This window comes from Arthrobacter sp. Bi83 (assembly GCF_918698095.1).
Taxonomy (GTDB): domain Bacteria; phylum Actinomycetota; class Actinomycetes; order Actinomycetales; family Micrococcaceae; genus Arthrobacter.
The window spans coordinates 33,265-57,996 of the sequence record NZ_CAKKLY010000013.1 but is presented as its reverse complement, the minus strand read 5'-3'; the positions used below and the strand labels follow the sequence as shown (position 1 = coordinate 57,996).

Genomic DNA, 24,732 nt, shown 5'->3' with positions numbered 1-24,732 from the left:
CACCAGCACCTTCCAATAGATCTACTCAGCCTTCGTCGGCGCCAGCCGGTACCCCACTCCGCGTACGGTGACGAGCCACCGGGGGTCCTGCGGATCCTCATGAAGCTTGCGGCGCAAATTTCCGATATGGACTTCAACAGCCCGTTCATCGGCCTCGCTGATGTAAGTGTCCTCGCCGTAGTACTCGCCGCGGACCACCCGGACCAGATCTGCGCGAGTCCGGACAGCCCCGGTCCCCTTCAGTAGCTCCTGGAGAAGATCAAACTCGCTGCGGGTCAGTCCCAAAGGCGTGCCGCGAAGGGCGACCGTCCGGGTTTCCGTATCGAGCGCCAGGCCGTTGTGCTGAAGCACCTTGCCGCGGCGAGCATTCACGGCGGCGGCCATCTGCTCCGAAGGTTCCGCCACAACCTCCCCAACTACACCCTGCCGGGGCCGGCGCATCATTGCCGAGATGCGTGCACGCAGCTCACGGGGCCGGAAGGGCTTGACGATGTAATCGTCCGCGCCGCCCTGGAGGGCGCTAATGGTGTCCAGCTCCTCATTCCGGCCGGTCAGCATCACCACGTAGGCGTCACTGAACTGGCGGATCCTGCGCAGCACCTCGAAACCGTCGATGTCCGGGAGACCGACGTCGAGGGTGATCACATTCGCCTGACGATGTCTGGCAACGTCCACGCCGTCGCGGCCAGTTGCTGCAGAATGCACCTCGAAACCCGCCTGCTGCAGGACCGCGTCAAGAAGATTGCGGACGTCGTCATCATCTTCGATCACCACGGCCACACCTAAATCGCCCACGACTATCCCCATATCCGATATAACCACCGCAACGCCCAGCGCAATGCGGGAAGCATTACCAGATTACCCACGCTACCCCGTGATTAGGCCCACACACCCGAAATTCGCGATATGTTTTGATCGAAACCACGAAGCGAGGGCCCGCCCTCCAATTACAGAAGAACCGCCGTGCATAATTGGCTTCATGTCATGGTTTATGCAGGCGCCGTTCCGGAACGCCAAAAAGCTGAACAGGGGGTACGGCCGCGTTGGGTGAGCACGTGATGGTCCGTGACACGGACCGATTCTTCAGGCGCCTCGGGCCGCGGGTCCGGGTGGCCCTCTGCCAGCTCCCGGTAACACTCATTCTCGCCGCGCTCGCCGTTGCTGCCCCGGCCGTCTGGCCAACGCTGATAGCGAATGCCGTCTTCATTGCGTCCATCGTGATGATGGGGCTCCTCTTCGTTTCCTGTTTCCTGATTCCCTGGGAACGGCTTCCGGCCAATGCCTACCTCGTCATTCCCATTCTTGACCTCGTGGTCATCGGCCTTGCCCGCAACGGTGCAGTTCCGGCGGTGGCTGGCCTTGGTGTGCTGGCCATATTCCCCGTGATCTGGTTATCAGCGTCGGGATCCTTCGCGCGCACCACGATTTTCATCAGTTTCTTTGGGCCCCTGCTCATCAGCCTGCCCTCGCTGATTCAAAAGTTTCCCAACATTTCACCTTCGGAAATCGCCGGCGCCATTCTGTTGCCGCTCATGATGCTGGCCGTATCCCTGGCCATCCGGTTTGCCAGCGCCAATGTCCGGGTCCAGCGCCAGCGTCTGGAAAAGAAGGACGCCGAACTGCGCGAACTGCTCGTAGAAAGCAGAAACCGCGAGCGGCTGCTCAAAACGGTTCTGGACACGATCGACGTCGGCATTGTGGCCATCGATGCCGACGGCCAGAAAGTGCTGGTCAACGACCAGCAGAAAGCGTTCCGACAGGCTGCCGCTCCCGCCGGCGCCGTGGAGGTGCCGCTGGAAGCGCAGCAGGTCATGTTCGGCCAGGACAGGGTCACCCCACTCGCGGTGGACAAGCGGCCCATCCGCCGGGCGGCGGCCGGCGAGACGTTCGCGAACTACCTGGTGTGGCTCGGCGAGGGAACGGCACAGCGTGCGGTTTCCACCGCGGCCAGGATCATCAAGAACGACGACGGCGGGTTCAGCGGGGCGGTCATCGTTTACAGCGATGTCACCGGGCTCGTGGAGGCGCTCTCAGCCAAGGAGGAGCTGATCTCCAACGTTTCCCACGAATTCCGCAGCCCGCTGATGTCCGTCCTTGGCAACGTGGACCTGGTGCTGGGCGACGCGGACGGCTTGTCGCCCGCCGCGGTGCAAAAGCTGGAAGTGGTGCAGCGCAATGCCGAGCGGCTCCTTTCGCTCGTGTCGGAACTGCTTGTCTCGGCCTCAACAGTGCTCGCGGTCCATCCCCGGCGGACGGACCTGGCAGGCCTCGTCGAGACCAGCATCGGCTCCGCGCAGGCACAGGCGGACGCCTCAAATGTCTCCCTCAGCGCCGATGTCCCGGTGCCTCTATGGGCCTACGCGGATCCGCTGCGCATTTCGCAGGCCCTGGACAACCTGGTGTCCAACGCCATCAAATACTCGCCCGACGGCGGAGCCGTCACCGTGAGTGCCCGGAGCAGTGACTCATGGGTGCAGCTCAAGGTGCAGGACACGGGGATGGGCATCAGCGAAGAGGAATCGTCACGGATTTTCACCCGGTTCTTCCGGACCCAGGCAGCCAGGAAGGCGGCGATCCCCGGAGTTGGCCTTGGCCTGTCGATCACCAAGACCATCGTGGAGCGGCACGGCGGGGACATCTCCTGCGTCAGCAAGCCCGGCGCAGGGACCACGTTCACCATGACGCTCCCGGCCGAAGACGCACCGGTCCTTTAGGTCAGGCGCGAAGGTTTAATCTGTTAATCCAGCGGCAGGGTGACAGTCACACACGTTCCCGCGGTGGACGAGTCGATGGTCACGTGACCGCCCACCGTTTCCAGGACGAGGCGCATGAGCCGAAGCCCCATCCCCGAATGCCTGCCGTGGGTGGCTGCTTCAATATCGAAACCAGCCCCGTTGTCGGACACTTTGAGCTGAACCTCGTGGCCGGCCGCTGGATGGCTCACGCACCCCAACCGAACGGTAACAGCTGATGCTCCCGCAAATTTGTGGACATTGCTCAAGAGCTCCTGCGCCGCCCGGTACAGCAGCGTCGCGGACTTCCGATCGACTTCCATGCCGTGGTGCGGTGTTTCCAGGTGCACCACGACTCCACGTTCGCGCAACGGAAGGGTCAATCGGTCAATCGCCCCCGCGACGCCAAGCGCATAGAAATCGACCGGATGCGTATCAGTTAGAACGCCTCGGACGGCGACAACCTCGTCGCTTGATAGTGATTTCATGCCTCTACCGTGCGCCTGCACCCTTGGCATTTTCTTAGGCTTCTCCCAGCTACTCCCCCGTTTGCAGGGGCCAACTCTGCGGGTAGATCCCGGGCCGGTCAGGCCAGCGTGTAGCCGGCGCCTCGCACGGTCCTGAGCCACTTCGGTGACCTGGCATCGTCCCCCAGCTTCCGCCGCAGGTTGCCGATGTGCGCTTCGATGATGCGGCCAGCGTCGTAGGCCCCGGACGGCCCAACTTCCTGGTGTGCCATGTCCTGCTGAACAAGACCCAGGAGACCGGCCAGCTCGGCCTTGCTCACCACTCCCGTGCCGCGCTCCAGCAAAATTCGGAGCAGGTCGAACTCGGTCCGGGTGAGCTCCAGAGACCTGCCGCGGATGCTGGCGGCGCGCGTGGCGCTGTCTATCTGCAGGCCGTTGTGTTCAAAGCGTGAGGCGGCAGCCGCTGACTCTGCGGCCGGCCCGTGCGCGGCAACTGCTGCCGGCCCCGCCGCCGCGGGCACCGCCGTCTCCGGCCCCGTCAATGCGGCCCCCGCCAACACCGGAGGAACAGGCACCAAACGGCGCGGCCGCCGCAGCATGCCGTCCACCCGGACCCGGAGTTCCCGCGGGCGGATCGGCTTCACCATGTAGTCATCCGCCCCGGCATCGAAACCCATCACCGTAGCCGCAAGGTCGCTGCGGCCGCTGACTATCAGAAGGTACGTGTGGCTGAATTCGCGGATGCGCCGCGCCACCTCGTAGCCGTCCATGTCCGGCAGGACCACATCCAGAGTGACGGTGTCGGGCTGCTTGGCCCGCACCAGCTCAAGCCCGGACTCTCCGCTTTCGGCGCAGTGCACCTCGAAACCGGCATCACCAAGGGTGGACCGCAACAGGGCCCGGACTTCCTCATCCTGTTCGATAACGACAACAACGCGACGATCATTCATCCCTTACCCCCTGTAAGGACCGCATGACTAAAGACTGCGGTTCAGCCTACTAGCTGCGTGGATGAAAGTGATGCGCCACCCTCAGAACGGCGTTAACGTTGGGACTTACTCCCGCAGTGCCCGCGTCAGCTCGGCCCGGGCCAGCAACTCGTCGTCAGACGGGTAGGCCACTTCCTCCAGCACGAGCGGATGCGGTGCCGCCAGCACCGAACGGGCATCGCGCTTCCTGGCCAGCAGCCGCTCATGCAGCCATCCCGGCGGTTCCAGCCCCTCGCCCACGTACAGCGCCGACCCCACCAGCGCACGCACCATGTTGTGGCAGAACGCGTCGGCCTGGACAGTGGCGACAATGACGCCGTCCTCGCCGCGGGCAAACTCAAAGCGCTGCAGTTCGCGGATGGTGGTGGATCCCTCGCGCGGCTTGCAGTAGGAAAGGAAGTTCTGCAGGCCCAGCAGCTTCGATGAGCCCTCGTTCAGGAGGTCGACATCCAGCGGGGATTTGTGCCACAGCGTGTCATACCGTCCCAGCGGATCCCACAGCGCCTGCCCGTCCGCGATGCGGTAGCTGTAGCGGCGCCACAGCGCCGAGAAGCGGGCGTCGAAGCCCTCCGGAGCGATGGATACCTGATGCACCACGATGGCGCCGGTCAGGTCCCCGAGCCCGTGGCTGAGGGCGCCCCGCAGCCGGCGCAAAAGTGCGACGGCGGGATCCAGTTCCGCGCCGCGGTTCAGTCCGAGCCACTCGGTTTCCGTCAGGTCGAGGTGCACCACCTGGTCACGGGCGTGGACGCCGGCATCCGTACGGCCCGCAACGGTGACCCGGATGGGACGGCGGATGAGCAGTTCCAGGGCCTCTTCCAAGGTCCCCTGAACTGTGCGGAGACCGGGCTGCAGTGCCCACCCGCTGAACGGGCCGCCGTCGTACGCCAAATCAAGCCGGACACGCAAAAACCCGCCGCCCCCCAAAACGGGGGCAGCGGGTTTTTGGTCGTTCATAGACTTAAGTCTATGCGAAGGCATCAGCGAATTACTTCGCGTCCTTTGCGGACTCGTCAGCAGCTTCCTCAGCCGGAGCTTCCTCAGCGGCCGGAGCCTCTTCGGCAGCGGCTTCGGTCTCGACGACCTCAGCTTCGGGAGCCTCTGCAGCTTCGGTCTCAACGACCTCGGCCTCGGGAGCTTCCTCGGCAGCCGGGGCGGCAGCAGCGGCTTCCTTCTTGTCGGCGTCGCGCTGGGCAGCGGAAGTAGCCTCGGCTACAACGGCCTGCTTGGCGGAAACCGGCTCAAGGACCAGCTCGATGACAGCCATGGGGGCGTTGTCGCCCTTGCGGTTGCCGATCTTGGTGATGCGGGTGTAGCCGCCATCGCGGTTCTCCACTGCCTGTGCAATGTCGGTGAACAGCTCGTGGACGACGCCCTTGTTGCTGATCAGGCCGAGTACACGACGTCGGGAAGCGAGGTCGCCGCGCTTGGCGAAGGTGACCAGGCGCTCTGCGTACGGCTTCAGGCGCTTGGCCTTGGTCACCGTGGTGGTGATCCGCTTGTGCTCGAACAGTGCTGCTGCCAGGTTCGCGAGCATGAGACGCTCGTGAGCCGGGCCGCCTCCGAGGCGCGGACCCTTAGTGGGGGTAGGCATAGTTGTTTCTCCTCATATGGAAGCCGGTGGGCTGCGCACAACGTGGTGCATCCAGCCCGCCGGCCAAGATCTGCTTGTTAGAGCTCGTCGTCGCTGAACGCGGCGTCGTCCTCTTCGATGGCTGCGGCGCGGGCGGCGAGGTCGAAGCCGGGAGGCGAGTCCTTGAGGGACAGTCCCAGTTCAACCAGCTTTGCCTTGACCTCATCAATGGACTTCGCACCGAAGTTACGGATGTCCATCAGGTCAGCCTCGGAGCGGGCAACGAGTTCACCCACGGTGTGGATGCCCTCACGCTTGAGGCAGTTGTAGGAACGGACCGTGAGGTCCAGGTCCTCGATCGGCAGAGCCATGTCTGCTGCCAGGGCAGCATCCGTCGGCGACGGGCCAATCTCGATACCTTCAGCTGCGGTGTTCAGCTCGCGGGCCAGACCGAACAGTTCCACCAGGGTGGTACCTGCCGAAGCAACCGCATCGCGGGGAGCGATGGCCTGCTTGGTCTCGACGTCGACAATGAGCTTGTCGAAGTCGGTGCGCTGCTCAACACGGGTGGCTTCCACGCGGAAAGTAACCTTCAGCACCGGCGAGTAGATGGAGTCGACCGGGATACGGCCGATCTCTGCGTCGCCGGACTTGTTCTGAGCTGCCGAAACGTAGCCGCGGCCGCGCTCGATGGTCAGTTCGAGTTCGAACTTGCCCTTCGAGTTCAGCGTGGCGATGTGCAGATCCGGGTTGTGGAATTCGACGCCGGCCGGCGGAGCGATGTCCGCGGCGGTGACGACTCCGGGGCCCTGCTTGCGCAGGTAAGCAACAACCGGCTCGTCGTGCTCGGAGGACACAGACAGGTTCTTGATGTTCAGGATGATCTCGGTGACATCTTCCTTGACACCCGGAACCGTGGTGAACTCGTGCAGCACGCCATCGATCCGGATGCTCGTTACAGAGGCACCGGGGATGGACGAGAGCAGGGTACGGCGGAGGGAGTTTCCGAGAGTGTAACCGAAGCCCGGCTCCAGCGGTTCAATGATGAAACGGGAGCGGTTATCGGTGACGACCTCTTCGGAGAGGGTGGGGCGCTGTGCAATGAGCACTTAGGTTTCCTTTCGGCGAGCATCCGCTATATGACGCAACACAGGTGGTGGAAAATCGGTCTGAAGACTTAACGCGCTGGGCTTGCCCGGACCCGGCAAGGGTCCGGGCAAGCTTTTGCGGCGGAAAGGCCTTAGACGCGGCGGCGCTTCGGCGGACGGCAGCCGTTGTGCGCGGCGGGGGTGACGTCCTGGATGGAGCCAACCTCGAGGCCAGCGGCCTGCAGCGAACGGATGGCGGTCTCGCGTCCGGATCCCGGTCCCTTGACGAACACGTCAACCTTCTTCAGGCCGTGCTCCTGTGCACGCTTGGCAGCAGCTTCGGCAGCCATCTGTGCAGCGAACGGGGTGGACTTACGTGAACCCTTGAATCCAACCTCACCGGCGGAAGCCCAGGAGATGACAGCACCGTTCGGATCCGTGATGGAAACGATGGTGTTGTTAAAGGTGCTCTTGATGTGCGCCTGGCCAAGCGCGATATTCTTCTTGTCCTTCTTACGCGGCTTGCGAACCGCGCCACGAGTCTTCGGGGGCATTTTTTCTCCTACAGAAAGTTATCGGGGGAAAGATCCGCTAATCCCTCAGGGATTAACGAGCCTTCTTCTTGCCTGCAACGGTGCGCTTCGGACCCTTACGGGTACGTGCGTTCGTCTTCGTACGCTGTCCGCGCACTGGCAGGCCCTTACGGTGGCGAATACCTTCGTAGCTGCCGATTTCCACCTTGCGGCGGATATCTGCGGCCACTTCGCGGCGAAGGTCACCCTCAACCTTGTAGTTGCCTTCAATGTAGTCACGCAGCTGGACCAGGTCGGCGTCGCTGAGGTCCTTTACGCGGACGTCAGCGCTGATGCCGGTGGCAGCCAGGGTTTCGTGTGCACGGGTCTTGCCCACGCCGTAGATGTAAGTAAGCGCAATTTCCAGCCGCTTTTCGCGGGGAATGTCTACGCCAGCGAGACGAGCCATAGTGGCAGTGCTCCTTGAATAAACCGGAGGTCGTAGGCAGTACACCCGCACTTTCAGTGCGGCCCCAGCCTCCGACCGGGGGTTAGCTGTCCGGACTCTTTCGAGCTAAATGTTCCAGATCAGCTTGTGCTGCCTTTTATTTACTTGCGTGGGTTAGCAACCCAGGGATTCCCGAAAAGGGAATTAGCCCTGGCGCTGCTTGTGGCGCGGGTTCTCGCAGATCACCATGACCCGGCCATTACGGCGGATCACTTTGCACTTTTCGCAGATCTGCTTGACGCTCGGCTTGACCTTCATGGCGTTCCTTTGCGTGATAGCAGTTGGTCCGATGGACCGGCCTTCGGCAGTTGCTCTGGCCGCCCAGCGTTTACTTGTAGCGGTAGACGATACGACCACGTGTCAGGTCGTAAGGGCTCAGCTCCACCACTACCCGGTCCTCAGGGAGAATCCTGATGTAGTGCTGACGCATTTTTCCAGAGATGTGTGCCAGAACGACGTGCTTGTTGGTGAGCTCAACACGAAACATCGCGTTGGGCAGCGCCTCAGTCACTACGCCCTCGATCTCTATGACCCCGTCCTTCTTGGCCATATCCTCCGCTAACTGTTGTTTGCCTCAGCCCTCCGGATTGCACCGGGCATGACTGCGGACGTTTTTTGATGTGATTGATCGTCACCCTCCGGCCGCAAATGGGCGTGGCAGGGCAGACAACCAACAAGCAACATTACGGCATTTGGTCCGGAATGTTAAATCCAGCCATGTTAGCGCACATCGCCGCCGGACGCATCAAATCTGTACACCTCAAAAGAGCCGGCAGCGGTTGTCACGGCCTCCGCGCTGCTGATCCCGTCCAGGATCGCCAAGCGCACGACGTCGGCTGCCGCGCTCTGCAGGGTAATGAGACTCACCTGCCGGGCAGCTTCCGTACTCCGGTCCAGGGTGGCCTCGCCGGTCGCCAGGCAGAACACGGAGTCCCCGTCCGCCAGGGTGTGGCTCGGGTTCAGCGCCCGGGCGAGTCCAGCGTGAGCAGCCGATGCGGTGCGCTTGCACTCGGCCACATCGAGGGCGGCGTTCGTGGCGACGACGACGAGCGTGGTGTTCAACTGCTGCCGCTGATTGAGCTTGTCGAAATCACCGGCCTCGGTTTCGGCAAGCTCAACTTGCGTGGTGAACGGTATGCCCAGCGCGTTGACTACTGCCAGGGCTCCTACTACTGCGCCGTTCTCCAACGTGACTGAGGCTGTCCCTACTCCGCCTTTGAACTTGCCCCGCCCTATGACGGCTCCGGTGCCGGCTCCCACGTTGCCGCGTTCGACGTCGTGCCCGTCCTTTTGGGCGCCGGCTGCGGCAGCTGCCGCGTAACCCATGTCCGCGTCGGGGCGGGCGGAGAAGTCGCCGCCGCGGCCGAGGTCGAAGATGGCCGCCGCGGGGACGATCGGGACCACTCCCCCGGTTACGTGGAAACCGCGGCCCTGTTCCTCGCACCAGCGCTGGGCGCCGTGGGCGGTGACCAGTCCATAGGCGCTTCCGCCGGTCAGAACCACCGCATCAACTGTGGAGACCAGGGTGGTGGGGTCCAGCGCATCGGTCTCGTGGGTGCCGGGGCCTCCCCCGCGGACATCCACAGACCCCACGGTTCCCGGCGGCGGCAGGACCACCGTGACGCCACTCAGCCAGCCGCCGTCGGACTTCTGCTGGTGCCCGACCCGCAGGCCAGGCACATCGGTGATCGCTCCCATGGGCACCATTCTGCCCCCTGACACTCCCCGGACCTGACGCGCCGACGCCGGAATTCCCCGTGACACGCAAAATCCCTGTCGACACTGGAATTCCGGTGACAAGGACTTAGCGCATCGTGAAGCTAAAGGCGAGTCGTCAGGGGATCGGAACGGGGACCACGCCGAGCGGCGCCAGCTGGGCCGCGCCGCCGTCGGGCGCCGAAAGCACCCAGATGCCCTTCTCATGGACGGCCACGGAGTGCTCCCACTGGCAGGAACGTTTGCCATCCGTGGTTACAACTGTCCAGTCATCGTCCAGGACGGCCGTTTCGATGCTGCCCCGCACCAGCATGGGTTCAATGGCGAGGCACAGCCCGGGCCGGATCTTCGGGCCGCGGTGGCTGGTGCGGTAGTTGAGCACGTCCGGGGCCATGTGCATCTCGGAGCCGATGCCGTGCCCCACGTAGTCCTCGAGGATGCCCAGCGGCTTGCCCGGCACGGAGGAGACGTAGTCGTCCACGGCGCAGCCGACGTCGCCGACGAACTTGCCGGTGGCCAGCGCGGCAATCCCCCGCCACATGGCGGCCTGGGTGACGTCCGAGAGCCGCTGGTCCTCGGGGTCAACCGTGCCGACAATGACCGTGCGGGCGGAATCCGAATGCCAGCCGTCCACGATTGCGCCGCCGTCGATCGAGATGATGTCGCCGTCCTGCAGGACCCTGGACCCCGGGATGCCGTGGACGACTTCCTCGTTCACCGAGGTGCAGATCGTGGCGGGGAAGCCATGGTAGCCCAGGAAGTTGGACTTCGCCCCTGCCTCGAGGAGCACGGCGGCGAACACCTCGTCGAGCTGCTTCGTGGTGACTCCCGGTGCGGCCGCGGCCACGGCAGCGTCCAGGGCGCGGCTCAGGACGAGCCCGGCCTCGTGCATGGTGCGCATCTGGGCGTTGGTCTTGTACTCAATCCGGGGCTGGCCGAATGCCATCTGCGATTTTCCTCTCAATGGTGCCGCCCCCGGCCGAAATGCCGGGCGCGCTAGCCGTGTACGGGCTAAATGCCGGAGGCCCCTCCCAATAAACCGGGAGGAGCCTCGTAGGGTTGTTACTGAATCAGGCTGTCTGAGCCTCTTTGATGGCCTGCATGACGCGGTCGGTGACTTCGTCAATGCCGCCGATGCCGTCCACCTGGGTGAGGATGGCGCGCTCGGCGTACTTGGCCACAACGGCCTCGGTCTGCTCGTGGTAGAGATCCAGGCGGTGGCGGATGACGGCTTCGTTGTCGTCGCTGCGGCCGGTTTCCTTGGCACGGCCGAGGAGGCGTGCAACGAGTTCCTCGTCGTCAGCGGTCAGCTGCAGGACGACGTCGAGCTTCTGGTCACCATTGGCCAGGATCTCGTCCAGGTAGTCAACCTGGGCCGTGGTGCGCGGGTAGCCGTCCAGCAGGAAGCCGTCTTCGACGTCGGATTCGCTGAGGCGGTCACGGACCATTTTGTTGGTCACGCTGTCCGGTACGAAGTCACCCGCGTCCATGTACTTCTTGGCCTCGACGCCGAGCGGCGTCTCACCCTTGACGTTCGCCCGGAAGATGTCGCCGGTGGAGATCGCAACGACGCCGAGGCGCTCCGAGATGCGTTCCGCCTGAGTACCCTTGCCGGAACCCGGTGGTCCGATAATCAACATTCTGGTCATCGCAATAGCCCTTCGTAGTGACGCTGCTGTAGCTGCGCGTCAATTTGCTTGACGGTTTCCAAGCCAACGCCCACCATGATCAGGATCGAGGTGCCACCGAACGGGAAGTTCTGGCTTGCGTTGATCAGCACGAGCGCCACCAGCGGGATCAGTGCCACGAAGCCAAGGTAAAAGGCGCCGGGCAGCGTGATCCGCGACAGGACGTACTGCAGGTAATCCGCGGTCGGCTTGCCGGCACGGATACCCGGAATGAAGCCGCCGTATTTCTTCATGTTGTCCGAGACCTCTTCAGGGTTGAAGGTGATCGCGACATAGAAGTATGTAAAGAAAACAATCATGGCGAAGTAGAGCGCCATGTAGATGGGGTGGTCCCCACGGGTCAGGTTGTTGTTGATCCACTCAACCCACGGCTGCAACTGCTCCCCGGCCTTGGGCTGGTTGAACTGTGAAATCAACGCCGGCAGGTAGAGCATGGACGAGGCAAAGATCACCGGGATAACGCCGGCCATATTGACCTTGATGGGAATGTAGGTGCTGGTGCCGCCCACAGTCCGGCGTCCGATCATCCGCTTGGCGTACTGCACCGGGATGCGGCGCTGGGACTGCTCAACGAACACTACGAGCGCAACCGTCAGCAGACCGATGACGAGGACCAGGAAGAACGTCCCCGGGCCCTGTGCCGTCCAGATGGCACCCAGCGACGTGGGGAAGCCGGCAGCGATGGCGGTGAAGATCAACAGGGACATACCGTTGCCCACGCCCTTTTCGGTCACGAGCTCGCCCATCCACATGATGAGGCCGGTGCCGGCGGTCAGCGTGATGATGATCAGGATCGTGGTGATGACCCTGCTGTCCGGGATGATGGGCAGCGCGCAACCGGGCAGCAACTGACCGGAACGCGCCAGGGACACCAAGGTGGTTGCGTTCAGCAGGCCAAGGGCGATGGTCAGATAACGCGTGTACTGCGTCAGCTTTGACTGCCCCGAGGCGCCCTCTTCGTACAGCTGCTGGAAACGGGGAATGACCACCCGAAGCAGCTGCACAATGATGCTGGCCGTAATGTACGGCATGATTCCCAAAGCGAAGATGGAGACCTGCAGCAATGCACCGCCGCTGAAAAGATTGACGAGCTGGTAGATCCCGCCCTGGGTCTGCCCGTTCGACAAGCATTGCTGGACATTCTGGTAGCTCACACCAGGCGAGGGGATGAAGGCTCCCAAGCGGAAGATTGTGATGATTCCCAGCGTGAACAACAACTTGCGACGCAGATCAGGCGTTCGAAAAGCCCGGCCGAATGCGCTAAGCAAGCGTCCTCCTCAGTAGTTAATAAGTCTTGTGATGCAGGTCAATAAACCCAACAACCGAGTCTAACGGTTGTTTGCGCTATGCGAACAATCCGGAAGACCTGCAGATATGAAAAAACTCCCGGCACGGGGGCCTCGGCCCCGCGTACCGGGAGTTTGCGCAACGGGCATCAGCCCACTGCTCCTGGAGAAAATTCTCCTAGAGAGCGGTGGTGCTTCCGCCTGCTGCGGCGATCTTTTCAGCGGCACTGGCTGAGAAGGCGTGGACGGTGACGTCGACCTTGACGGTGATGTCGCCGGTGCCAAGCACCTTCACGGGCTGGTTCTTGCGAACGGCACCCTTTGCAACCAGGTTCTCCACGGTGACAGCGCCACCTTCCGGGAACAGCTCGTTGAGCTTGTCCAGGTTTACAACCTGGAACTCAACCCGGAACGGGTTCTTGAAGCCGCGCAGCTTCGGCAGGCGCATGTGCAGCGGCAGCTGGCCGCCGGCAAAGCCAGCCTTGATCTGGTAGCGGGCCTTCGTACCCTTGGTACCGCGACCGGCGGTCTTACCCTTGGAACCTTCACCACGACCAACACGGGTCTTGGCGGTCTTGGCACCCGGAGCGGGACGCAGGTGGTGAACCTTCAGCGCGTTCTGCTTGTCAGCAGATGCGTCGCTTTGTGCCTTCTCGGCAGTGTTCTTCTCGGCCATTTATTTCGCCTCCTCTACCTTTACCAGGTGCGGAACCGTGTTGAGCATTCCAACGGTCACGGCGTCGGCGGTGCGGACAACAGTGTGTCCGATCCGCTTCAGGCCGAGGGACCGCAGGGTGTCGCGCTGGTTCTGCTTGCCGCCAATGGCGGACTTGATCTGAGTGATCTCCAACTGGGCGTCGGACGGAATCAGGTTCTTAGCCATGACTCAGACACCTGCCTTCTGGTTCATGAGCGCCTTCACCATTGCCGGCGGAGCGATCTCATCGAGCGGGAGGCCGCGGCGTGCTGCCACTGCTGCCGGCTCTTCGAGGCGCTTCAGGGCATCAACGGTCGCGTGAACGATGTTGATGGCGTTGGAGGAACCGAGCGACTTGGAGAGGATGTCGTGGATGCCCACGCACTCCAGTACTGCACGGACCGGGCCACCGGCGATAACACCGGTACCGGCGGAAGCCGGACGCAGCATGACGACGCCTGCGGCGGCCTCACCCTGAACGCGGTGCGGGATGGTGCTGCCGATGCGGGGAACGCGGAAGAAGGACTTCTTGGCCTCTTCTACGCCCTTCGCGATTGCGGCAGGAACTTCCTTCGCCTTGCCGTAGCCAACGCCGACCATACCGTTACCGTCACCGACGACGACCAGTGCGGTGAAGCTGAAGCGACGACCACCCTTGACGACCTTGGAAACACGGTTGATGGTAACAACGCGCTCTACGAACTGGCTCTTCTCGGCTTCGCGGCCACCGTCGCGACCGCCACGGCCACCACGGTCGCCGCGGCCCTGGCCACGGTCGCCACGCTCGCCACGACGAGCGCCACCACGGCGGTCATCGGCAGCTGCGGGGGCAGTGGTCTCAGTGGCCTCAGCAGCTACGGCAACAGGTGCCTTCTGATCTGCAGACACAGTGTCCTTTTCCTTGTTTGCTTCCGTCACAGTGACAGCCCACCTTCACGTGCACCGTCAGCGACGGCGGCGATCCGGCCGTGGTACTTGTTACCACCGCGGTCGAAGACAACAGCTTCGATTCCGGCAGCCTTGGCACGCTCGGCTACGAGCTCGCCAACGCGCTTGGCCTTGGCAGTCTTGTCACCGTCGAATGCACGAAGGTCGGCTTCAAGTGTGGACGCGCTCGCTACGGTCAGGCCCTTGGTGTCATCGACAACCTGGACGAATACGTGGCGTGCGGAGCGGTTGACGACCAGGCGAGGACGCACAGCCGTTCCGGAGATGCGCTTGCGGATACGAAGCTGGCGGCGGCTGCGTGAAGCAGACTTGCTCTTGTTCGTACGCTTCTTATTAATTGCGATGGCCATGGTTACTTACCAGCCTTTCCGACCTTGCGGCGGATGACTTCGCCGGCGTAGCGAATGCCCTTGCCCTTATAGGGGTCCGGCTTCCGCAGCTTGCGAATGTTGGCAGCAACCTCGCCGACCTGCTGCTTGTTGATACCTGAAACAGAGAGCTTGGTCGGGGTCTCAACTGCAAAGGTGATGCCGTTCGGTGCCGAGACGTTAACCGGGTGGCTGTAGCCCAGAGCGAACTCCAGGTCAGAACCCTTTGCCTGGACGCGGTAACCGGTACCGACAATCTCAAGCTTCTTCTCGTAGCCTGCGGTGACACCCTGGATCATGTTGGCGATCAGGGTGCGGGTCAGGCCGTGCAGTGAACGGGAGGCGCGCTCGTCGTTCGGGCGGGCGACAGTCAGGGTGCTTTCGACCAGGGAGACCTCGATCGGGCTGGCCACAGTGTGGCTCAGCTCGCCTTTGGAACCCTTGACGCTGACGACAGAGCCGTCAACCTTGACCTCAACGCCGGCAGGAACGGTGATGGGGAGACGTCCAATACGTGACATTATTCTCTTCCTTTCCCGTTACCAGACGTAAGCGAGGACTTCGCCGCCCACGCCCTTCTTGCCGGCCTGCTTGTCAGTCAAGAGGCCGGAAGAGGTGGACAGGATTGCGACACCCAGGCCACCGAGCACGTGCGGCAGGTTGGTGGACTTTGCGTAAACGCGCAGTCCCGGCTTGGAAATACGACGAACACCGGCGATTGAACGCTCGCGGTTCGGACCGAACTTGAGCTCGATGGTCAGCTTCTTGCCGACTTCAGCGTCTTCTTCTTTCCAGGAGGCGATGTAACCTTCGGCCTTCAGGATGTCGGCAACGCGTGCCTTGAGCTTGCTGTACGGCATAGTCACGGATTCGTGGTACGCCGAGTTTGCATTGCGCAGACGCGTAAGCATGTCTGCGACAGGATCTGTCATTGTCATTTGGGCTCTTGCCCTTCCTCGTAACGGTTTCCTTCGCGCTGATCCCTCAGGATCAGTGCAGCCGGACCTTTTACGTAGCTAATTAAGCTTCGGTTTTGAACGGGAAACCAAGCGCCTTGAGCAGCGCGCGGCCTTCGTCGTCGGTCTTGGCAGTGGTCACAACCGTGATGTCCATACCGCGAACGCGGTCGATGGAATCCTGGTCGATCTCGTGGAACATAACCTGTTCGGTCAGACCGAAGGTGTAGTTGCCGTTGCCATCAAACTGCTTGCCGCTGAGGCCGCGGAAGTCACGGATACGCGGCAGAGCCAGCGTGACCAGACGATCCACGAATTCCCACATGCGGTCGCCACGCAGGGTTGCGTGTGCACCGATGGGCATGCCTTCGCGCAGCTTGAACTGTGCGATCGACTTGCGGGCCTTGGTTACCTGCGGCTTCTGGCCGGTGATCAGGGTGAGGTCGCGGACAGCGCCGTCGATCAGCTTGGAGTCCTTGGCGGCATCTCCAACACCCATGTTCACAACAACCTTGACCAGACGGGGAACCTGGTTAACGTTCTCGTACTTGAATTCCTCAAGAAGCGTGCTCTTGATGGAATCGGCGTACTTGGTCTTCAGACGAGGAACGATCTTGCTTGCCGGAGTCTCGAGAGTCTCAGTCATTAGATGTCCTTCCCTGAGCTCTTTGCCACGCGTACGCGCACTTCACGCTTCACGCCATTGCGCTCAACGGTCTCGGTGCGGAAACCTACGCGAGTGGGCTTCTTGGTGGACGGGTCAACCAGAGCCACGTTGGAGATGTGGACCGAAGCTTCTACGACCTCGATGCCACCGGTCTTGGTGCCGCGCTGCGACTGACCGACCTTGGTGTGCTTGGTTACGCGGTTAATGCCTTCAACCAACACGCGGTTGGTCTCCGGGAATACGCGCAGAACCTTGCCCTGCTTGCCACGGTCGCCGCCGCGCTCAGCCTTGGCGCCAGTGATGACCTGAACCAGGTCACCCTTTTTGATCTTAGCCATGGACTAGAGCACCTCCGGAGCCAGAGAAACGATCTTCATGAACTTCTTGTCGCGAAGTTCACGACCAACCGGTCCGAAGATGCGGGTACCGCGAGGGTCACCGTCAGCCTTCAGAATCACGGCCGCGTTCTCGTCAAACTTGATATAGGAACCATCCGCACGGCGGCGTTCCTTCTTGGTACGGACGATGACAGCCTTGACGACGTCGCCCTTCTTTACGTTGCCGCCCGGAATTGCGTCCTTGACGGTAGCGACGATAACGTCGCCAATGCCTGCGTAGCGACGGCCAGATCCACCGAGAACGCGAATGGTAAGGATTTCCTTAGCACCCGTGTTGTCGGCGACCTTGAGTCGCGACTCCTGCTGAATCACTATTTACTCCTTGCGTCGCGCCGGTTCTCAGACCGAAAATCTTCCTACGGAATGAGCCTTGCGGAACGGTTGATCGGGGTGTCTCTTGACCTGCCTGGATTTTGCCAGACCAGGCCTAAACGCCCGTGCCAAAAACATTTGCTTCCCAAGCGGATTCGGACGCAGTCCAAGCGCAAGGGGGCACTATGCCGTGGCACGATTGTTTACGAGGTTTGATGACGGCGCACAGAAGGCGCCATACAAACTCAAAATCTTAGCACATTTCGGGCCCAGCCCCATATCACAGCAGCTGCCCTCCCGTTAAGCCGGTTCCGTTAAACCGACGACGGCGGCGGCCGGTGCCTGCCGCCAGCCAAAACGCGGAAAACCCCCGCTCCCAAAGGGAACGGGGGTTTCCGGACAAACCTCACCGGTTACGGCGAGAGCTGCAGGTGTTACTTGGCCTTTTCGAGGATCTCAACCAGGCGCCACCGCTTGCTAGCGGACAGCGGGCGGGTCTCGGCGAGGAGAACGAGGTCGCCGATGCCGGCGGTGTTCTCTTCGTCGTGAGCCTTGATCTTCGAGGTGCGGCGGATGACCTTGCCGTAAAGGGCGTGCTTCACGCGGTCTTCAACCTGGACAACGATGGTCTTTTCCATCTTGTCCGAGACCACGTAGCCGCGCTTCGTCTTACGGTCACCGCGCTCAGCAGCCGTAGCTGCAGCGGAAACAGTTTCCGTCACGTTCTCGTCCTTTTCACTCACTTGGCGTCCTCCTCAGTCTCAGCTTCGGCCGGCGTTTCGGCCTTCTTCGCTGCGGACTTCTTGGACTTCTTTTCTTCCTTGGCTTCCGCAACAGGCGCGGCAACCTCGGCACGAATGCCCAGCTCGCGTTCACGGAGAACGGTGTAGATGCGTGCGATGTCCTTCTTTACCGCGCGCAGACGACCGTGGTTCTCCAGCTGACCGGTGGCGGACTGGAAACGCAGGTTGAACAGCTCTTCCTTAGCCTTACGGAGTTCTTCAACGAGACGCTCGTTGTCGAAACCGTCCAGCTGTGCGGATGCAAGTTCCTTGGATCCTACTGCCATTTCTATTCACCACCTTCGCGACGCAGAATGCGTGCCTTCAACGGGAGCTTGTGGATTGCCAGGCGCAGTGCCTCGCGAGCAACCGATTCTTCGACACCGGAGATCTCAAAGAGAACCCGGCCCGGCTTGACGTTTGCGACCCACCATTCCGGAGAACCCTTACCGGAACCCATGCGGGTTTCGGCCGGCTTCTTCGTCAGGGGACGGTCCGGGTAGATGTTGATCCAGACCTTACCGCCACGCTTGATGTGGCGGGTCATCGCAATACGGGCAGACTCGATCTGACGGTTCGTTACGTAAGCCGGGCTCAGGGCCTGGATGCCGTACTCACCGAAGGAGACCTTGGTGCCGCCCGTAGCAGCGCCGGAACGACCCGGGTGGTGCTGCTTACGGTGCTTGACTCGACGTGGGATAAGCATTTAAGCCTGTCCTCCTTCTGCTGCCTGTGCCGGTGCGGCAGAAGCGGCATCGGCTGCCGGAGCTGCAGCAGCAGGAGCTGCTTCGGCTGCCGGACGGTCGGTACGACGGCGGCGGTCACCACGGTCAGCGCCACCCGGGCGGCCCGGACGGTCGCTGGCACCGCGTCCACGGGACGGAGCAGCAGCTGCCTGCTGAGCCAGTTCCTTGGACGTGACGTCACCCTTGTAGATCCAGACCTTCACGCCGATGCGGCCGAAGGTGGTCTTGGCTTCGTAGAAGCCGTAGTCGATGTTCGCGCGGAGGGTGTGCAGGGGCACACGGCCTTCGCGGTAGAACTCCGAGCGGGACATTTCTGCGCCACCCAGACGGCCGGAGCAAGCGATACGGATACCCTTGGCACCGGCACGCTGTGCGGACTGCATGGCCTTCTTCATCGCACGGCGGAAAGCCACACGGGAAGTCAGCTGCTCAGCAACGCCCTGGGCAACAAGCTGGGCTTCCATCTCGGGGTTCTTGACCTCGAGGATGTTCAGCTGGACCTGCTTGCCGGTGAGCTTTTCGAGCTCGCCGCGGATGCGGTCTGCTTCTGCGCCGCGGCGGCCGATAACGATGCCCGGACGTGCCGTGTGGATATCCACGCGGACACGGTCGCGGGTGCGTTCGATTTCGACCTTGGCGATACCGGCGCGCTCCATGCCCGTGGACATGAGCTGGCGGATACGGATGTCTTCGCGAACGAAGTCCTTGTACCGCTGGCCAGCCTTGGTGCTGTCAGCAAACCAGTGCGATACGTGATCGGTGGTGATGCCGAGTCGGAACCCGTGCGGGTTAACTTTCTGTCCCACTTAGCGAGCCTCCTCTTTCTCCGGGGTAGCGACTACCACGGTGATGTGGCTCGTGCGCTTCTTGATCTGAAATGCACGACCCTGAGCACGCGGCTGGAACCGCTTCATGGTCGGGCCTTCATCAACAAACGCTTCGCTGATGATGAGGTCACCTTCGTCAAACGCAACACCGTCGCGGTCCGCGAGGACCCGGGCGTTCGAGATTGCCGACTGAACTACCTTGAATACCGGCTCTGAAGCTGCCTGGGGGGCAAACTTCAGAATTGCCAGAGCCTCGTTCGCTTGCTTACCACGAACAAGGTTGACGACGCGCCGGGCCTTCATAGGCGTTACGCGGATGTGACGCGCAATTGCCTTGGCTTCCATTGCTTTCCTTCTCTCGTCTTTGACGTAAGTGCAGGCGCCTAGCGGCGCTTGCCCTTACGGTCGTCCTTGACATGGCCGCGGAATGTCCGCGTGGGAGCGAATTCGCCGAGCTTGTGCCCGACCATCGACTCGGTGACAAACACCGGAATGTGCTTGCGTCCGTCGTGCACGGCGATCGTGTGCCCGAGCATGTCGGGGATGATCATCGAGCGGCGGGACCAGGTCTTGATGACGTTCTTGGTGCCCTTTTCGTTTTCCCTGTCCACCTTCACAAAGAGGTGCTGGTCAACGAAAGGACCTTTTTTCAGGCTGCGTGGCATGTGTCCAGGCTCCTATCGCTTGTTCTTGCCAGTACGACGACGACGCACAATAAGCTTGTCGCTCTCTTTGTTCGGGCGGCGGGTGCGGCCCTCACGCTTACCGTTCGGGTTGACGGGGTGACGTCCACCGGACGTCTTACCCTCGCCACCACCGTGCGGGTGGTCAACCGGGTTCATGGCGACACCACGGACGGTCGGGCGGACGCCCTTCCAGCGCATACGGCCGGCCTTGCCCCAGTTGATGTTCGACTGTTCGGCGTTGCCGACCTCGCCGATGGTTGCGCGGCAGCGCACATCAACGTTGCGGATTTCACCGGAAGGCAGACGCAGCTGGGCGAAACGGCCTTCCTTGGCGACGAGCTGAACAGAAGCTCCAGCGGAACGTGCCATCTTGGCGCCGCCACCCGGGCGCAGTTCAACTGCGTGGATAACGGTACCCACAGGGATGTTGCGCAGGGGCAGGTTGTTGCCGGGCTTGATATCAGCGTCGGCACCGGCCTCTACGAAGTCACCCTGGGAGAGCTTGTTCGGGGCGATGATGTAACGCTTGGTGCCATCAACGTAGTGCAGGAGGGCGATGCGAGCCGTGCGGTTCGGATCGTACTCGATTTCGGCAACGCGGGCGTTGACGCCGTCCTTGTCGTGGCGACGGAAGTCGATCAGACGGTACTGGCGCTTGTGTCCACCACCCTTGTGACGGGTTGTGATCTTGCCGGAGTTGTTACGGCCACCCTTTTTGGGCAGCGGACGTACCAACGACTTTTCCGGCGTCGACCGCGTGATTTCGGTGAAGTCAGCTACGCTCGAGCCGCGACGGCCCGGGGTAGTCGGCTTGTATTTACGGATTCCCATAATTTATTTCCTCGTTAAAGTGGTCTCCGCTACGCGAGCGGACCGCCGAAGATGTCGATAGTGCCTTCTTTGAGGGTGACAATCGCACGCTTGGTGTTCTTGCGGATACCCCATCCGAATTTGGTGCGCTTGCGCTTACCGGCACGGTTGATGGTGTTGATCGATTCGACCTTGACGGAGAAAATTTTCTCCACGGCCAGCTTGATCTCGGTCTTGTTCGAGCGGGGGTCCACCAGGAAGGTGTACTTGCCCTCATCGATCAGGCCGTAGCTCTTTTCCGAAACAACGGGTGCAAGCACGACGTCGCGCGGGTCTTTGATGGTGGCTGCGCTCACTTGGCATCCTCCTCGTTCTTTGCAGCCTTGTCAGCAACGAATGCTTCATAGGCAGCCTTGGTGAAGACTACGTCGTCGGAAACGAGAACGTCGTAGGTGTTCAGCTGGTCTGCGTACAGAACGTGAACTTCCTCGAGGTTGCGCACGGACAGTGCAGCAACATCGTTGGCGCGCTCAATGACAACGAGCAGGTTCTTGCGCTCGGAGACGCCGCGCAGCGTTGCCAGTGCTTCCTTGGAGGACGGCGTGGAGCCGGCGACCAGGTCAGCAATGACGTGGATGCGTCCGTTACGGGCGCGGTCAGACAGTGCGCCGCGAAGTGCAGCAGCAATCATCTTCTTGGGGGTGCGCTGGCTGTAGTCGCGAGGAGTCGGACCGTGGACAACGCCACCGCCGGTCATGTGAGGAGCACGGATGGAACCCTGACGGGCGCGGCCGGTACCCTTCTGCTTGAACGGCTTGCGGCCTGCACCGGAAACTTCGGCGCGGGTCTTGGTCTTGTGGGTACCCTGGCGAGCAGCAGCGAGCTGTGCAACGACGACCTGGTGCAGCAGCGGCACGTTGGTCTGTACGTCGAAGATCTCTGCGGGCAGGTCAACCTTGACAGTGCTAGTCATTGAACTAGGCTCCCTTCACGGCGGTGCGTACGAGTACGACCTGGCCGCGGGCGCCGGGGACGGCACCCTTGATCAGGAGCAGCGACTTCTCGACGTCAACCGCGTGAACAGTGAGGTTCAGCGTGGTGTGACGAACGGCGCCCATGCGGCCGGCCATTTTCATGCCCTTGAAGACGCGGCTCGGGGTGGATGCGCCACCGATTGAACCGGGCTTACGGTGGTTCTTGTGGGCACCGTGGGAAGCTCCAACGCCGTGGAAGCCGTGACGCTTCATAACACCGGCGAAGCCCTTACCCTTGGTGGTGCCGATAACGTCGATCTTCTGGCCGGCTTCGAAGAGCTCTACAGAGAGCTCCTGGCCCAGCTCGTAAGAGTCAGCATCTGCAGTGCGCAGTTCGACGACGTGGCGGCGAGGCGTGACGCCTGCCTTTTCAAAGTGACCAGCCAGCGGCTTGGTGACCTTGCGGGGATCGATCTGGCCGTAGCCGATCTGAACGGCGACGTAGCCATCAGTCTCTGCGTTACGCAGCTGGGTGATGACGTTCGAGTCAGCCTGGACAACAGTGACGGGGATGAGCTTGTTGTTCTCGTCCCAGACCTGGGTCATGCCGAGCTTCGTGCCCAGCAGGCCCTTTACGTTACGGGTTGCGGTCATAGTCTCTCAGCACCTCCCTACAGCTTGATTTCGATGTTCACGTCGGCCGGCAGGTCGAGACGCATAAGCGAGTCAACAGCCTTGGGCGTGGGGTCGATGATGTCGATCAGACGCTTGTGCGTGCGCATTTCAAAGTGCTCGCGGCTGTCCTTGTACTTGTGGGGAGAGCGGATTACGCAGTAAATGTTCTTCTCCGTCGGCAGCGGCACGGGGCCCACTACCGTTGCGCCTGCGCGCGTGACCGTCTCAACGATCTTCCGTGCTGAAACGTCAATGACCTCGTGGTCGTATGACTTCAGCCGGATGCGGATTTTTTGTCCCGCCATGTCGCCTGACTCTCTTTCAGTAAATGCTGCTCTGTTTACTTACCTGTTGTATGTGGCTGCCGAAGCATTTGAAGTCTGAACTACCACCCGCCGCACAAACTGAATCCGGATAAATCCGGGTTCCTCAACCTGCCGACGTAACCGACCCCCGCGGTCGGGCGTGTCGCACCTTCGAAGCGTGCGAGCCCGCAGTTCCATGGGGAGTGGGTTATGTTTGGACTTCGACCTGGACCCTGTCACCCGGCATTATCCGGATCGGGACGCGAAGAAGCGCTTGAACAACTCATCTAGTATGCCGGATTTTGCTGCCGGATGCGAATCAGGCCTTGTCAGGCCCGCGTGCGGACATCCTCGGTGCGGGTGACGGCCTCCCCAGGCGGTCATTGCCTTCGGCAATCTTCGAATGGATGATAGGTGAATGGCCGTGCAGAATGCTGACGCCGTAAACACCGCTTCGGTTCAGGATCTCGCGGGGCGGCTCAGACCCGGTTTCACCCTGGGGGTGGCTGCAGCAGCGTTTCAGATCGAGGGCTCCCTGGCCGCCGACGGCCGAGGACCGTCCGGCTGGGACGCTTTCGCCGAAAAACCCGGGAACATCGTTGACGGGCACTCCCCTGCAGTGGCCTGCGACCATTACAACCGCGCGCCCGAAGACGTGGCCCTCATGCGGGAACTGGGCATCGACTCCTACCGCTTCTCCCTTTCCTGGCCGCGGATCCAGCCCGACGGGCGGGGCGCCATCAATTCGCACGGCCTGGATTTTTACGACAGGCTGATCGACCAGCTGCTGGCCGCCGGCATCTCCCCCATGGCCACCCTCTACCACTGGGATACTCCGCTCCCCCTCGAACACAGCGGCGGCTGGATGAACCGTGCCACGGCGGAGCACTTCGCGGAATATGCCGCGGCCGCCGGCGGACGGCTCGGCGACCGCGTGGCGCAGTGGGTCACACTGAACGAGCCTGTGTCCGTGACCCTGAACGGCTATGCCCTGGGCGTTCACGCGCCCGGCCGGGATCTGCTGTTGGACGCCTTGCCCTCCGTTCACAACCAACTGCTGGGCCACGGGCTTGCCGTCCAGGCGCTCCGGGCGGCGGGTGTCGCCGGTGGCATCGGTGTCACCAACCTGCATTCGCCCGTGCGCCCGGCGTCGCGGAAACTGACCGACCGGCTGCTGGCGAGGGTGTTTGACCTGGTCCTCAACAGGGTTTACGCCGACCCCATCCTCCTGGGCCGCTACCCGAAACCTCCGGCCGCAGCCAAGCCCTGGTTCAGATCCCTGACCAAAGCGTCCGACGACGACCTCCGCCTCATCAGCCAGCCTCTCGACTTCTATGGGGTGAACTACTACTACCCCGTGAAGGTTGCCACCGGGCAGGGTTCCGCAGACACCCCGGCCGGAACCGCGGACGCCATGGCCCGCATGCCGTTCCATCTGGCGGCCTTCCCGGAATACGACACCACGGGCTTCGGCTGGCCGGTTGCGCCCGAGCATCTGGGAATCCTGCTGCGTGAACTCAAAGACCGGTACGGGGCTGCGCTGCCGCCGCTGTACATCACAGAAAGCGGTGCAAGCTTCCCGGAGCCGGAGCACGTCACTGGTCCCATCGCGGATACCAGGCGCATCGACTATCTGGCCCACCATCTGCACCAGGCCATGGTTTCCACCGCCCCCGGCGGTATTGCACACGATGTGGAACTGCTGGGCTATTACGTCTGGACCCTGATGGACAACTTCGAGTGGGCGGCCGGGTACTCCCAGCGTTTCGGCCTGGTCCACGTAGACTTTGACACGCTCAAGCGCACCCCCAAGAAGTCCTTCTACTGGCTTCAGGCGCTCAGCCGGGCGCGGAAGGCGCTCGCCTGAGGAACCGCCGCGGGTTACTGGTTCTTGTTGGCGCGGTTGATGCGCTTTGCGCGTTCAATCTCGTTGCGGAAATGCTTCTTGGCCCAGAACACACCGGCAACAACGATTACAGCCACGATCAGGAAGATAAGCCATCCCATGATGTGCCACCTCTC

Annotated in this window: 37 protein-coding genes; 2 read left to right on the top strand and 35 right to left on the bottom strand. The window is 62.1% G+C overall.

Annotated features, from left to right (window positions below; genetic code table 11):
• Nucleotides 1–21: 21 nt before the first annotated feature.
• Nucleotides 22–795 (bottom strand): response regulator transcription factor, encoded by a 774-nt coding sequence (locus tag LQ144_RS08500; protein ID WP_230118125.1) that lies wholly within the window; start codon nt 793–795, stop codon nt 22–24.
• Nucleotides 796–1,058: 263 nt separating this feature from the next.
• On the opposite strand from LQ144_RS08500, the gene LQ144_RS08495 reads away from it, so the two are divergent.
• The gene (locus LQ144_RS08495) at nt 1,059–2,714 is read left to right on the top strand and encodes a PAS domain-containing sensor histidine kinase (RefSeq protein ID WP_230118153.1); all 1,656 of its coding nucleotides are present in this window, start codon (nt 1,059–1,061) and stop codon (nt 2,712–2,714) included.
• A 23-nt stretch (nt 2,715–2,737) separates the two neighbouring features.
• On the opposite strand, the gene LQ144_RS08490 is transcribed toward LQ144_RS08495, so the two are convergent.
• The 33 genes from LQ144_RS08490 to rpsJ form a co-directional block, all read right to left on the bottom strand.
• A complete protein-coding gene (locus tag LQ144_RS08490) occupies nt 2,738–3,220 on the bottom strand; it encodes an ATP-binding protein (protein WP_230118124.1) in 483 nt (160 codons plus the stop codon).
• A gap of 98 nt (nt 3,221–3,318) precedes the next feature.
• Nucleotides 3,319–4,149, bottom strand: a complete 831-nt coding sequence (locus tag LQ144_RS08485; protein WP_230118123.1) for a response regulator transcription factor — start codon at nt 4,147–4,149, stop codon at nt 3,319–3,321.
• 105 nt (nt 4,150–4,254) lie between these two features.
• Nucleotides 4,255–5,145 carry a tRNA pseudouridine(38-40) synthase TruA gene (truA, locus tag LQ144_RS08480; RefSeq protein WP_230118122.1) on the bottom strand — a complete coding sequence of 297 codons (891 nt, stop codon included), beginning with the start codon at nt 5,143–5,145 and terminating at the stop codon, nt 4,255–4,257.
• A 31-nt stretch (nt 5,146–5,176) separates the two neighbouring features.
• Nucleotides 5,177–5,782 (bottom strand): 50S ribosomal protein L17, encoded by a 606-nt coding sequence (rplQ, locus tag LQ144_RS08475; protein ID WP_230118121.1) that lies wholly within the window; start codon nt 5,780–5,782, stop codon nt 5,177–5,179.
• A gap of 77 nt (nt 5,783–5,859) precedes the next feature.
• Nucleotides 5,860–6,870 carry a DNA-directed RNA polymerase subunit alpha gene (locus tag LQ144_RS08470; RefSeq protein ID WP_230118120.1) on the bottom strand — a complete coding sequence of 337 codons (1,011 nt, stop codon included), beginning with the start codon at nt 6,868–6,870 and terminating at the stop codon, nt 5,860–5,862.
• Nucleotides 6,871–7,001: 131 nt separating this feature from the next.
• The gene (gene rpsK / locus LQ144_RS08465; protein ID WP_011692779.1) at nt 7,002–7,403 is read right to left on the bottom strand and encodes a 30S ribosomal protein S11; all 402 of its coding nucleotides are present in this window, start codon (nt 7,401–7,403) and stop codon (nt 7,002–7,004) included.
• A gap of 52 nt (nt 7,404–7,455) precedes the next feature.
• Complete coding sequence (gene rpsM / locus LQ144_RS08460; RefSeq protein WP_230118119.1) at nt 7,456–7,830, bottom strand: 30S ribosomal protein S13; 375 nt, start codon at nt 7,828–7,830, stop codon at nt 7,456–7,458.
• Nucleotides 7,831–8,013: 183 nt separating this feature from the next.
• On the bottom strand, nt 8,014–8,127 hold the full coding sequence (rpmJ, locus tag LQ144_RS08455; protein ID WP_009358722.1) for a 50S ribosomal protein L36: 114 nt from the start codon (nt 8,125–8,127) through the stop codon (nt 8,014–8,016).
• A gap of 70 nt (nt 8,128–8,197) precedes the next feature.
• Complete coding sequence (gene infA / locus LQ144_RS08450; RefSeq protein WP_011775571.1) at nt 8,198–8,419, bottom strand: translation initiation factor IF-1; 222 nt, start codon at nt 8,417–8,419, stop codon at nt 8,198–8,200.
• Between the two features lie 170 nt (nt 8,420–8,589).
• Complete coding sequence (locus LQ144_RS08445; protein ID WP_230118118.1) at nt 8,590–9,567, bottom strand: P1 family peptidase; 978 nt, start codon at nt 9,565–9,567, stop codon at nt 8,590–8,592.
• Nucleotides 9,568–9,703: 136 nt separating this feature from the next.
• Entirely contained in the window at nt 9,704–10,531 is an 828-nt protein-coding gene (map, locus tag LQ144_RS08440; protein ID WP_230118117.1) for a type I methionyl aminopeptidase, read from the bottom strand.
• Between the two features lie 124 nt (nt 10,532–10,655).
• Nucleotides 10,656–11,225: an adenylate kinase gene (locus tag LQ144_RS08435; RefSeq protein WP_230118152.1), complete on the bottom strand. Its 570-nt coding sequence runs from the start codon at nt 11,223–11,225 to the stop codon at nt 10,656–10,658.
• Between the two features lie 5 nt (nt 11,226–11,230).
• Entirely contained in the window at nt 11,231–12,541 is a 1,311-nt protein-coding gene (gene secY, locus LQ144_RS08430) for a preprotein translocase subunit SecY (RefSeq protein WP_230118116.1), read from the bottom strand.
• A 196-nt stretch (nt 12,542–12,737) separates the two neighbouring features.
• Nucleotides 12,738–13,235 carry a 50S ribosomal protein L15 gene (rplO, locus tag LQ144_RS08425; RefSeq protein ID WP_230118115.1) on the bottom strand — a complete coding sequence of 166 codons (498 nt, stop codon included), beginning with the start codon at nt 13,233–13,235 and terminating at the stop codon, nt 12,738–12,740.
• Nucleotides 13,236–13,442, bottom strand: coding sequence for a 50S ribosomal protein L30 (rpmD, locus tag LQ144_RS08420; RefSeq protein WP_056626615.1), 207 nt, complete (start codon nt 13,440–13,442; stop codon nt 13,236–13,238). It abuts the gene before it with no gap.
• A 3-nt stretch (nt 13,443–13,445) separates the two neighbouring features.
• Nucleotides 13,446–14,174 (bottom strand): 30S ribosomal protein S5, encoded by a 729-nt coding sequence (gene rpsE, locus LQ144_RS08415; protein WP_214968822.1) that lies wholly within the window; start codon nt 14,172–14,174, stop codon nt 13,446–13,448.
• Complete coding sequence (rplR, locus tag LQ144_RS08410) at nt 14,171–14,554, bottom strand: 50S ribosomal protein L18 (RefSeq protein WP_011692796.1); 384 nt, start codon at nt 14,552–14,554, stop codon at nt 14,171–14,173. The genes rpsE and rplR overlap by 4 nt, the downstream gene beginning before the upstream one ends.
• Before the next feature lie 2 nt (nt 14,555–14,556).
• On the bottom strand, nt 14,557–15,093 hold the full coding sequence (gene rplF, locus LQ144_RS08405; RefSeq protein WP_230118114.1) for a 50S ribosomal protein L6: 537 nt from the start codon (nt 15,091–15,093) through the stop codon (nt 14,557–14,559).
• 18 nt (nt 15,094–15,111) lie between these two features.
• The gene (gene rpsH / locus LQ144_RS08400; protein ID WP_230118113.1) at nt 15,112–15,510 is read right to left on the bottom strand and encodes a 30S ribosomal protein S8; all 399 of its coding nucleotides are present in this window, start codon (nt 15,508–15,510) and stop codon (nt 15,112–15,114) included.
• An 82-nt stretch (nt 15,511–15,592) separates the two neighbouring features.
• Nucleotides 15,593–16,174 (bottom strand): 50S ribosomal protein L5, encoded by a 582-nt coding sequence (rplE, locus tag LQ144_RS08395; RefSeq protein ID WP_230118112.1) that lies wholly within the window; start codon nt 16,172–16,174, stop codon nt 15,593–15,595.
• Nucleotides 16,174–16,533, bottom strand: a complete 360-nt coding sequence (rplX, locus tag LQ144_RS08390) for a 50S ribosomal protein L24 (RefSeq protein ID WP_230118111.1) — start codon at nt 16,531–16,533, stop codon at nt 16,174–16,176. Before rplX ends, rplE begins: the two co-directional genes overlap by 1 nt.
• A 3-nt stretch (nt 16,534–16,536) precedes the next feature.
• The gene (gene rplN / locus LQ144_RS08385; RefSeq protein ID WP_024366126.1) at nt 16,537–16,905 is read right to left on the bottom strand and encodes a 50S ribosomal protein L14; all 369 of its coding nucleotides are present in this window, start codon (nt 16,903–16,905) and stop codon (nt 16,537–16,539) included.
• A gap of 434 nt (nt 16,906–17,339) precedes the next feature.
• The gene (gene rpsQ / locus LQ144_RS08380; RefSeq protein WP_230118110.1) at nt 17,340–17,648 is read right to left on the bottom strand and encodes a 30S ribosomal protein S17; all 309 of its coding nucleotides are present in this window, start codon (nt 17,646–17,648) and stop codon (nt 17,340–17,342) included.
• Entirely contained in the window at nt 17,645–17,974 is a 330-nt protein-coding gene (gene rpmC / locus LQ144_RS22960; RefSeq protein ID WP_290369733.1) for a 50S ribosomal protein L29, read from the bottom strand. The genes rpsQ and rpmC overlap by 4 nt, the downstream gene beginning before the upstream one ends.
• Before the next feature lie 2 nt (nt 17,975–17,976).
• Complete coding sequence (gene rplP, locus LQ144_RS08370; protein ID WP_013601829.1) at nt 17,977–18,393, bottom strand: 50S ribosomal protein L16; 417 nt, start codon at nt 18,391–18,393, stop codon at nt 17,977–17,979.
• On the bottom strand, nt 18,394–19,239 hold the full coding sequence (gene rpsC / locus LQ144_RS08365) for a 30S ribosomal protein S3 (RefSeq protein WP_230118109.1): 846 nt from the start codon (nt 19,237–19,239) through the stop codon (nt 18,394–18,396).
• Entirely contained in the window at nt 19,240–19,605 is a 366-nt protein-coding gene (gene rplV, locus LQ144_RS08360; RefSeq protein ID WP_003803798.1) for a 50S ribosomal protein L22, read from the bottom strand.
• 38 nt (nt 19,606–19,643) lie between these two features.
• Nucleotides 19,644–19,925 (bottom strand): 30S ribosomal protein S19, encoded by a 282-nt coding sequence (gene rpsS / locus LQ144_RS08355; RefSeq protein WP_011692805.1) that lies wholly within the window; start codon nt 19,923–19,925, stop codon nt 19,644–19,646.
• Nucleotides 19,926–19,937: 12 nt separating this feature from the next.
• Nucleotides 19,938–20,777 (bottom strand): 50S ribosomal protein L2, encoded by an 840-nt coding sequence (rplB, locus tag LQ144_RS08350; RefSeq protein ID WP_078027238.1) that lies wholly within the window; start codon nt 20,775–20,777, stop codon nt 19,938–19,940.
• Between the two features lie 29 nt (nt 20,778–20,806).
• Complete coding sequence (rplW, locus tag LQ144_RS08345; protein WP_230118108.1) at nt 20,807–21,112, bottom strand: 50S ribosomal protein L23; 306 nt, start codon at nt 21,110–21,112, stop codon at nt 20,807–20,809.
• A complete protein-coding gene (rplD, locus tag LQ144_RS08340; RefSeq protein WP_230118107.1) occupies nt 21,109–21,729 on the bottom strand; it encodes a 50S ribosomal protein L4 in 621 nt (206 codons plus the stop codon). Before rplD ends, rplW begins: the two co-directional genes overlap by 4 nt.
• A 4-nt stretch (nt 21,730–21,733) precedes the next feature.
• Complete coding sequence (gene rplC, locus LQ144_RS08335) at nt 21,734–22,384, bottom strand: 50S ribosomal protein L3 (protein WP_056626643.1); 651 nt, start codon at nt 22,382–22,384, stop codon at nt 21,734–21,736.
• 17 nt (nt 22,385–22,401) lie between these two features.
• Complete coding sequence (gene rpsJ / locus LQ144_RS08330; protein ID WP_038464699.1) at nt 22,402–22,710, bottom strand: 30S ribosomal protein S10; 309 nt, start codon at nt 22,708–22,710, stop codon at nt 22,402–22,404.
• A 418-nt stretch (nt 22,711–23,128) separates the two neighbouring features.
• Between rpsJ and LQ144_RS08325 the strand changes: the two genes are divergently transcribed.
• A complete protein-coding gene (locus LQ144_RS08325) occupies nt 23,129–24,577 on the top strand; it encodes a GH1 family beta-glucosidase (protein WP_230118106.1) in 1,449 nt (482 codons plus the stop codon).
• A 14-nt stretch (nt 24,578–24,591) separates the two neighbouring features.
• On the opposite strand, the gene LQ144_RS22955 is transcribed toward LQ144_RS08325, so the two are convergent.
• Nucleotides 24,592–24,717: a hypothetical protein gene (locus LQ144_RS22955; protein ID WP_290369732.1), complete on the bottom strand. Its 126-nt coding sequence runs from the start codon at nt 24,715–24,717 to the stop codon at nt 24,592–24,594.
• Between the last annotated feature and the right edge of the window lie 15 nt (nt 24,718–24,732).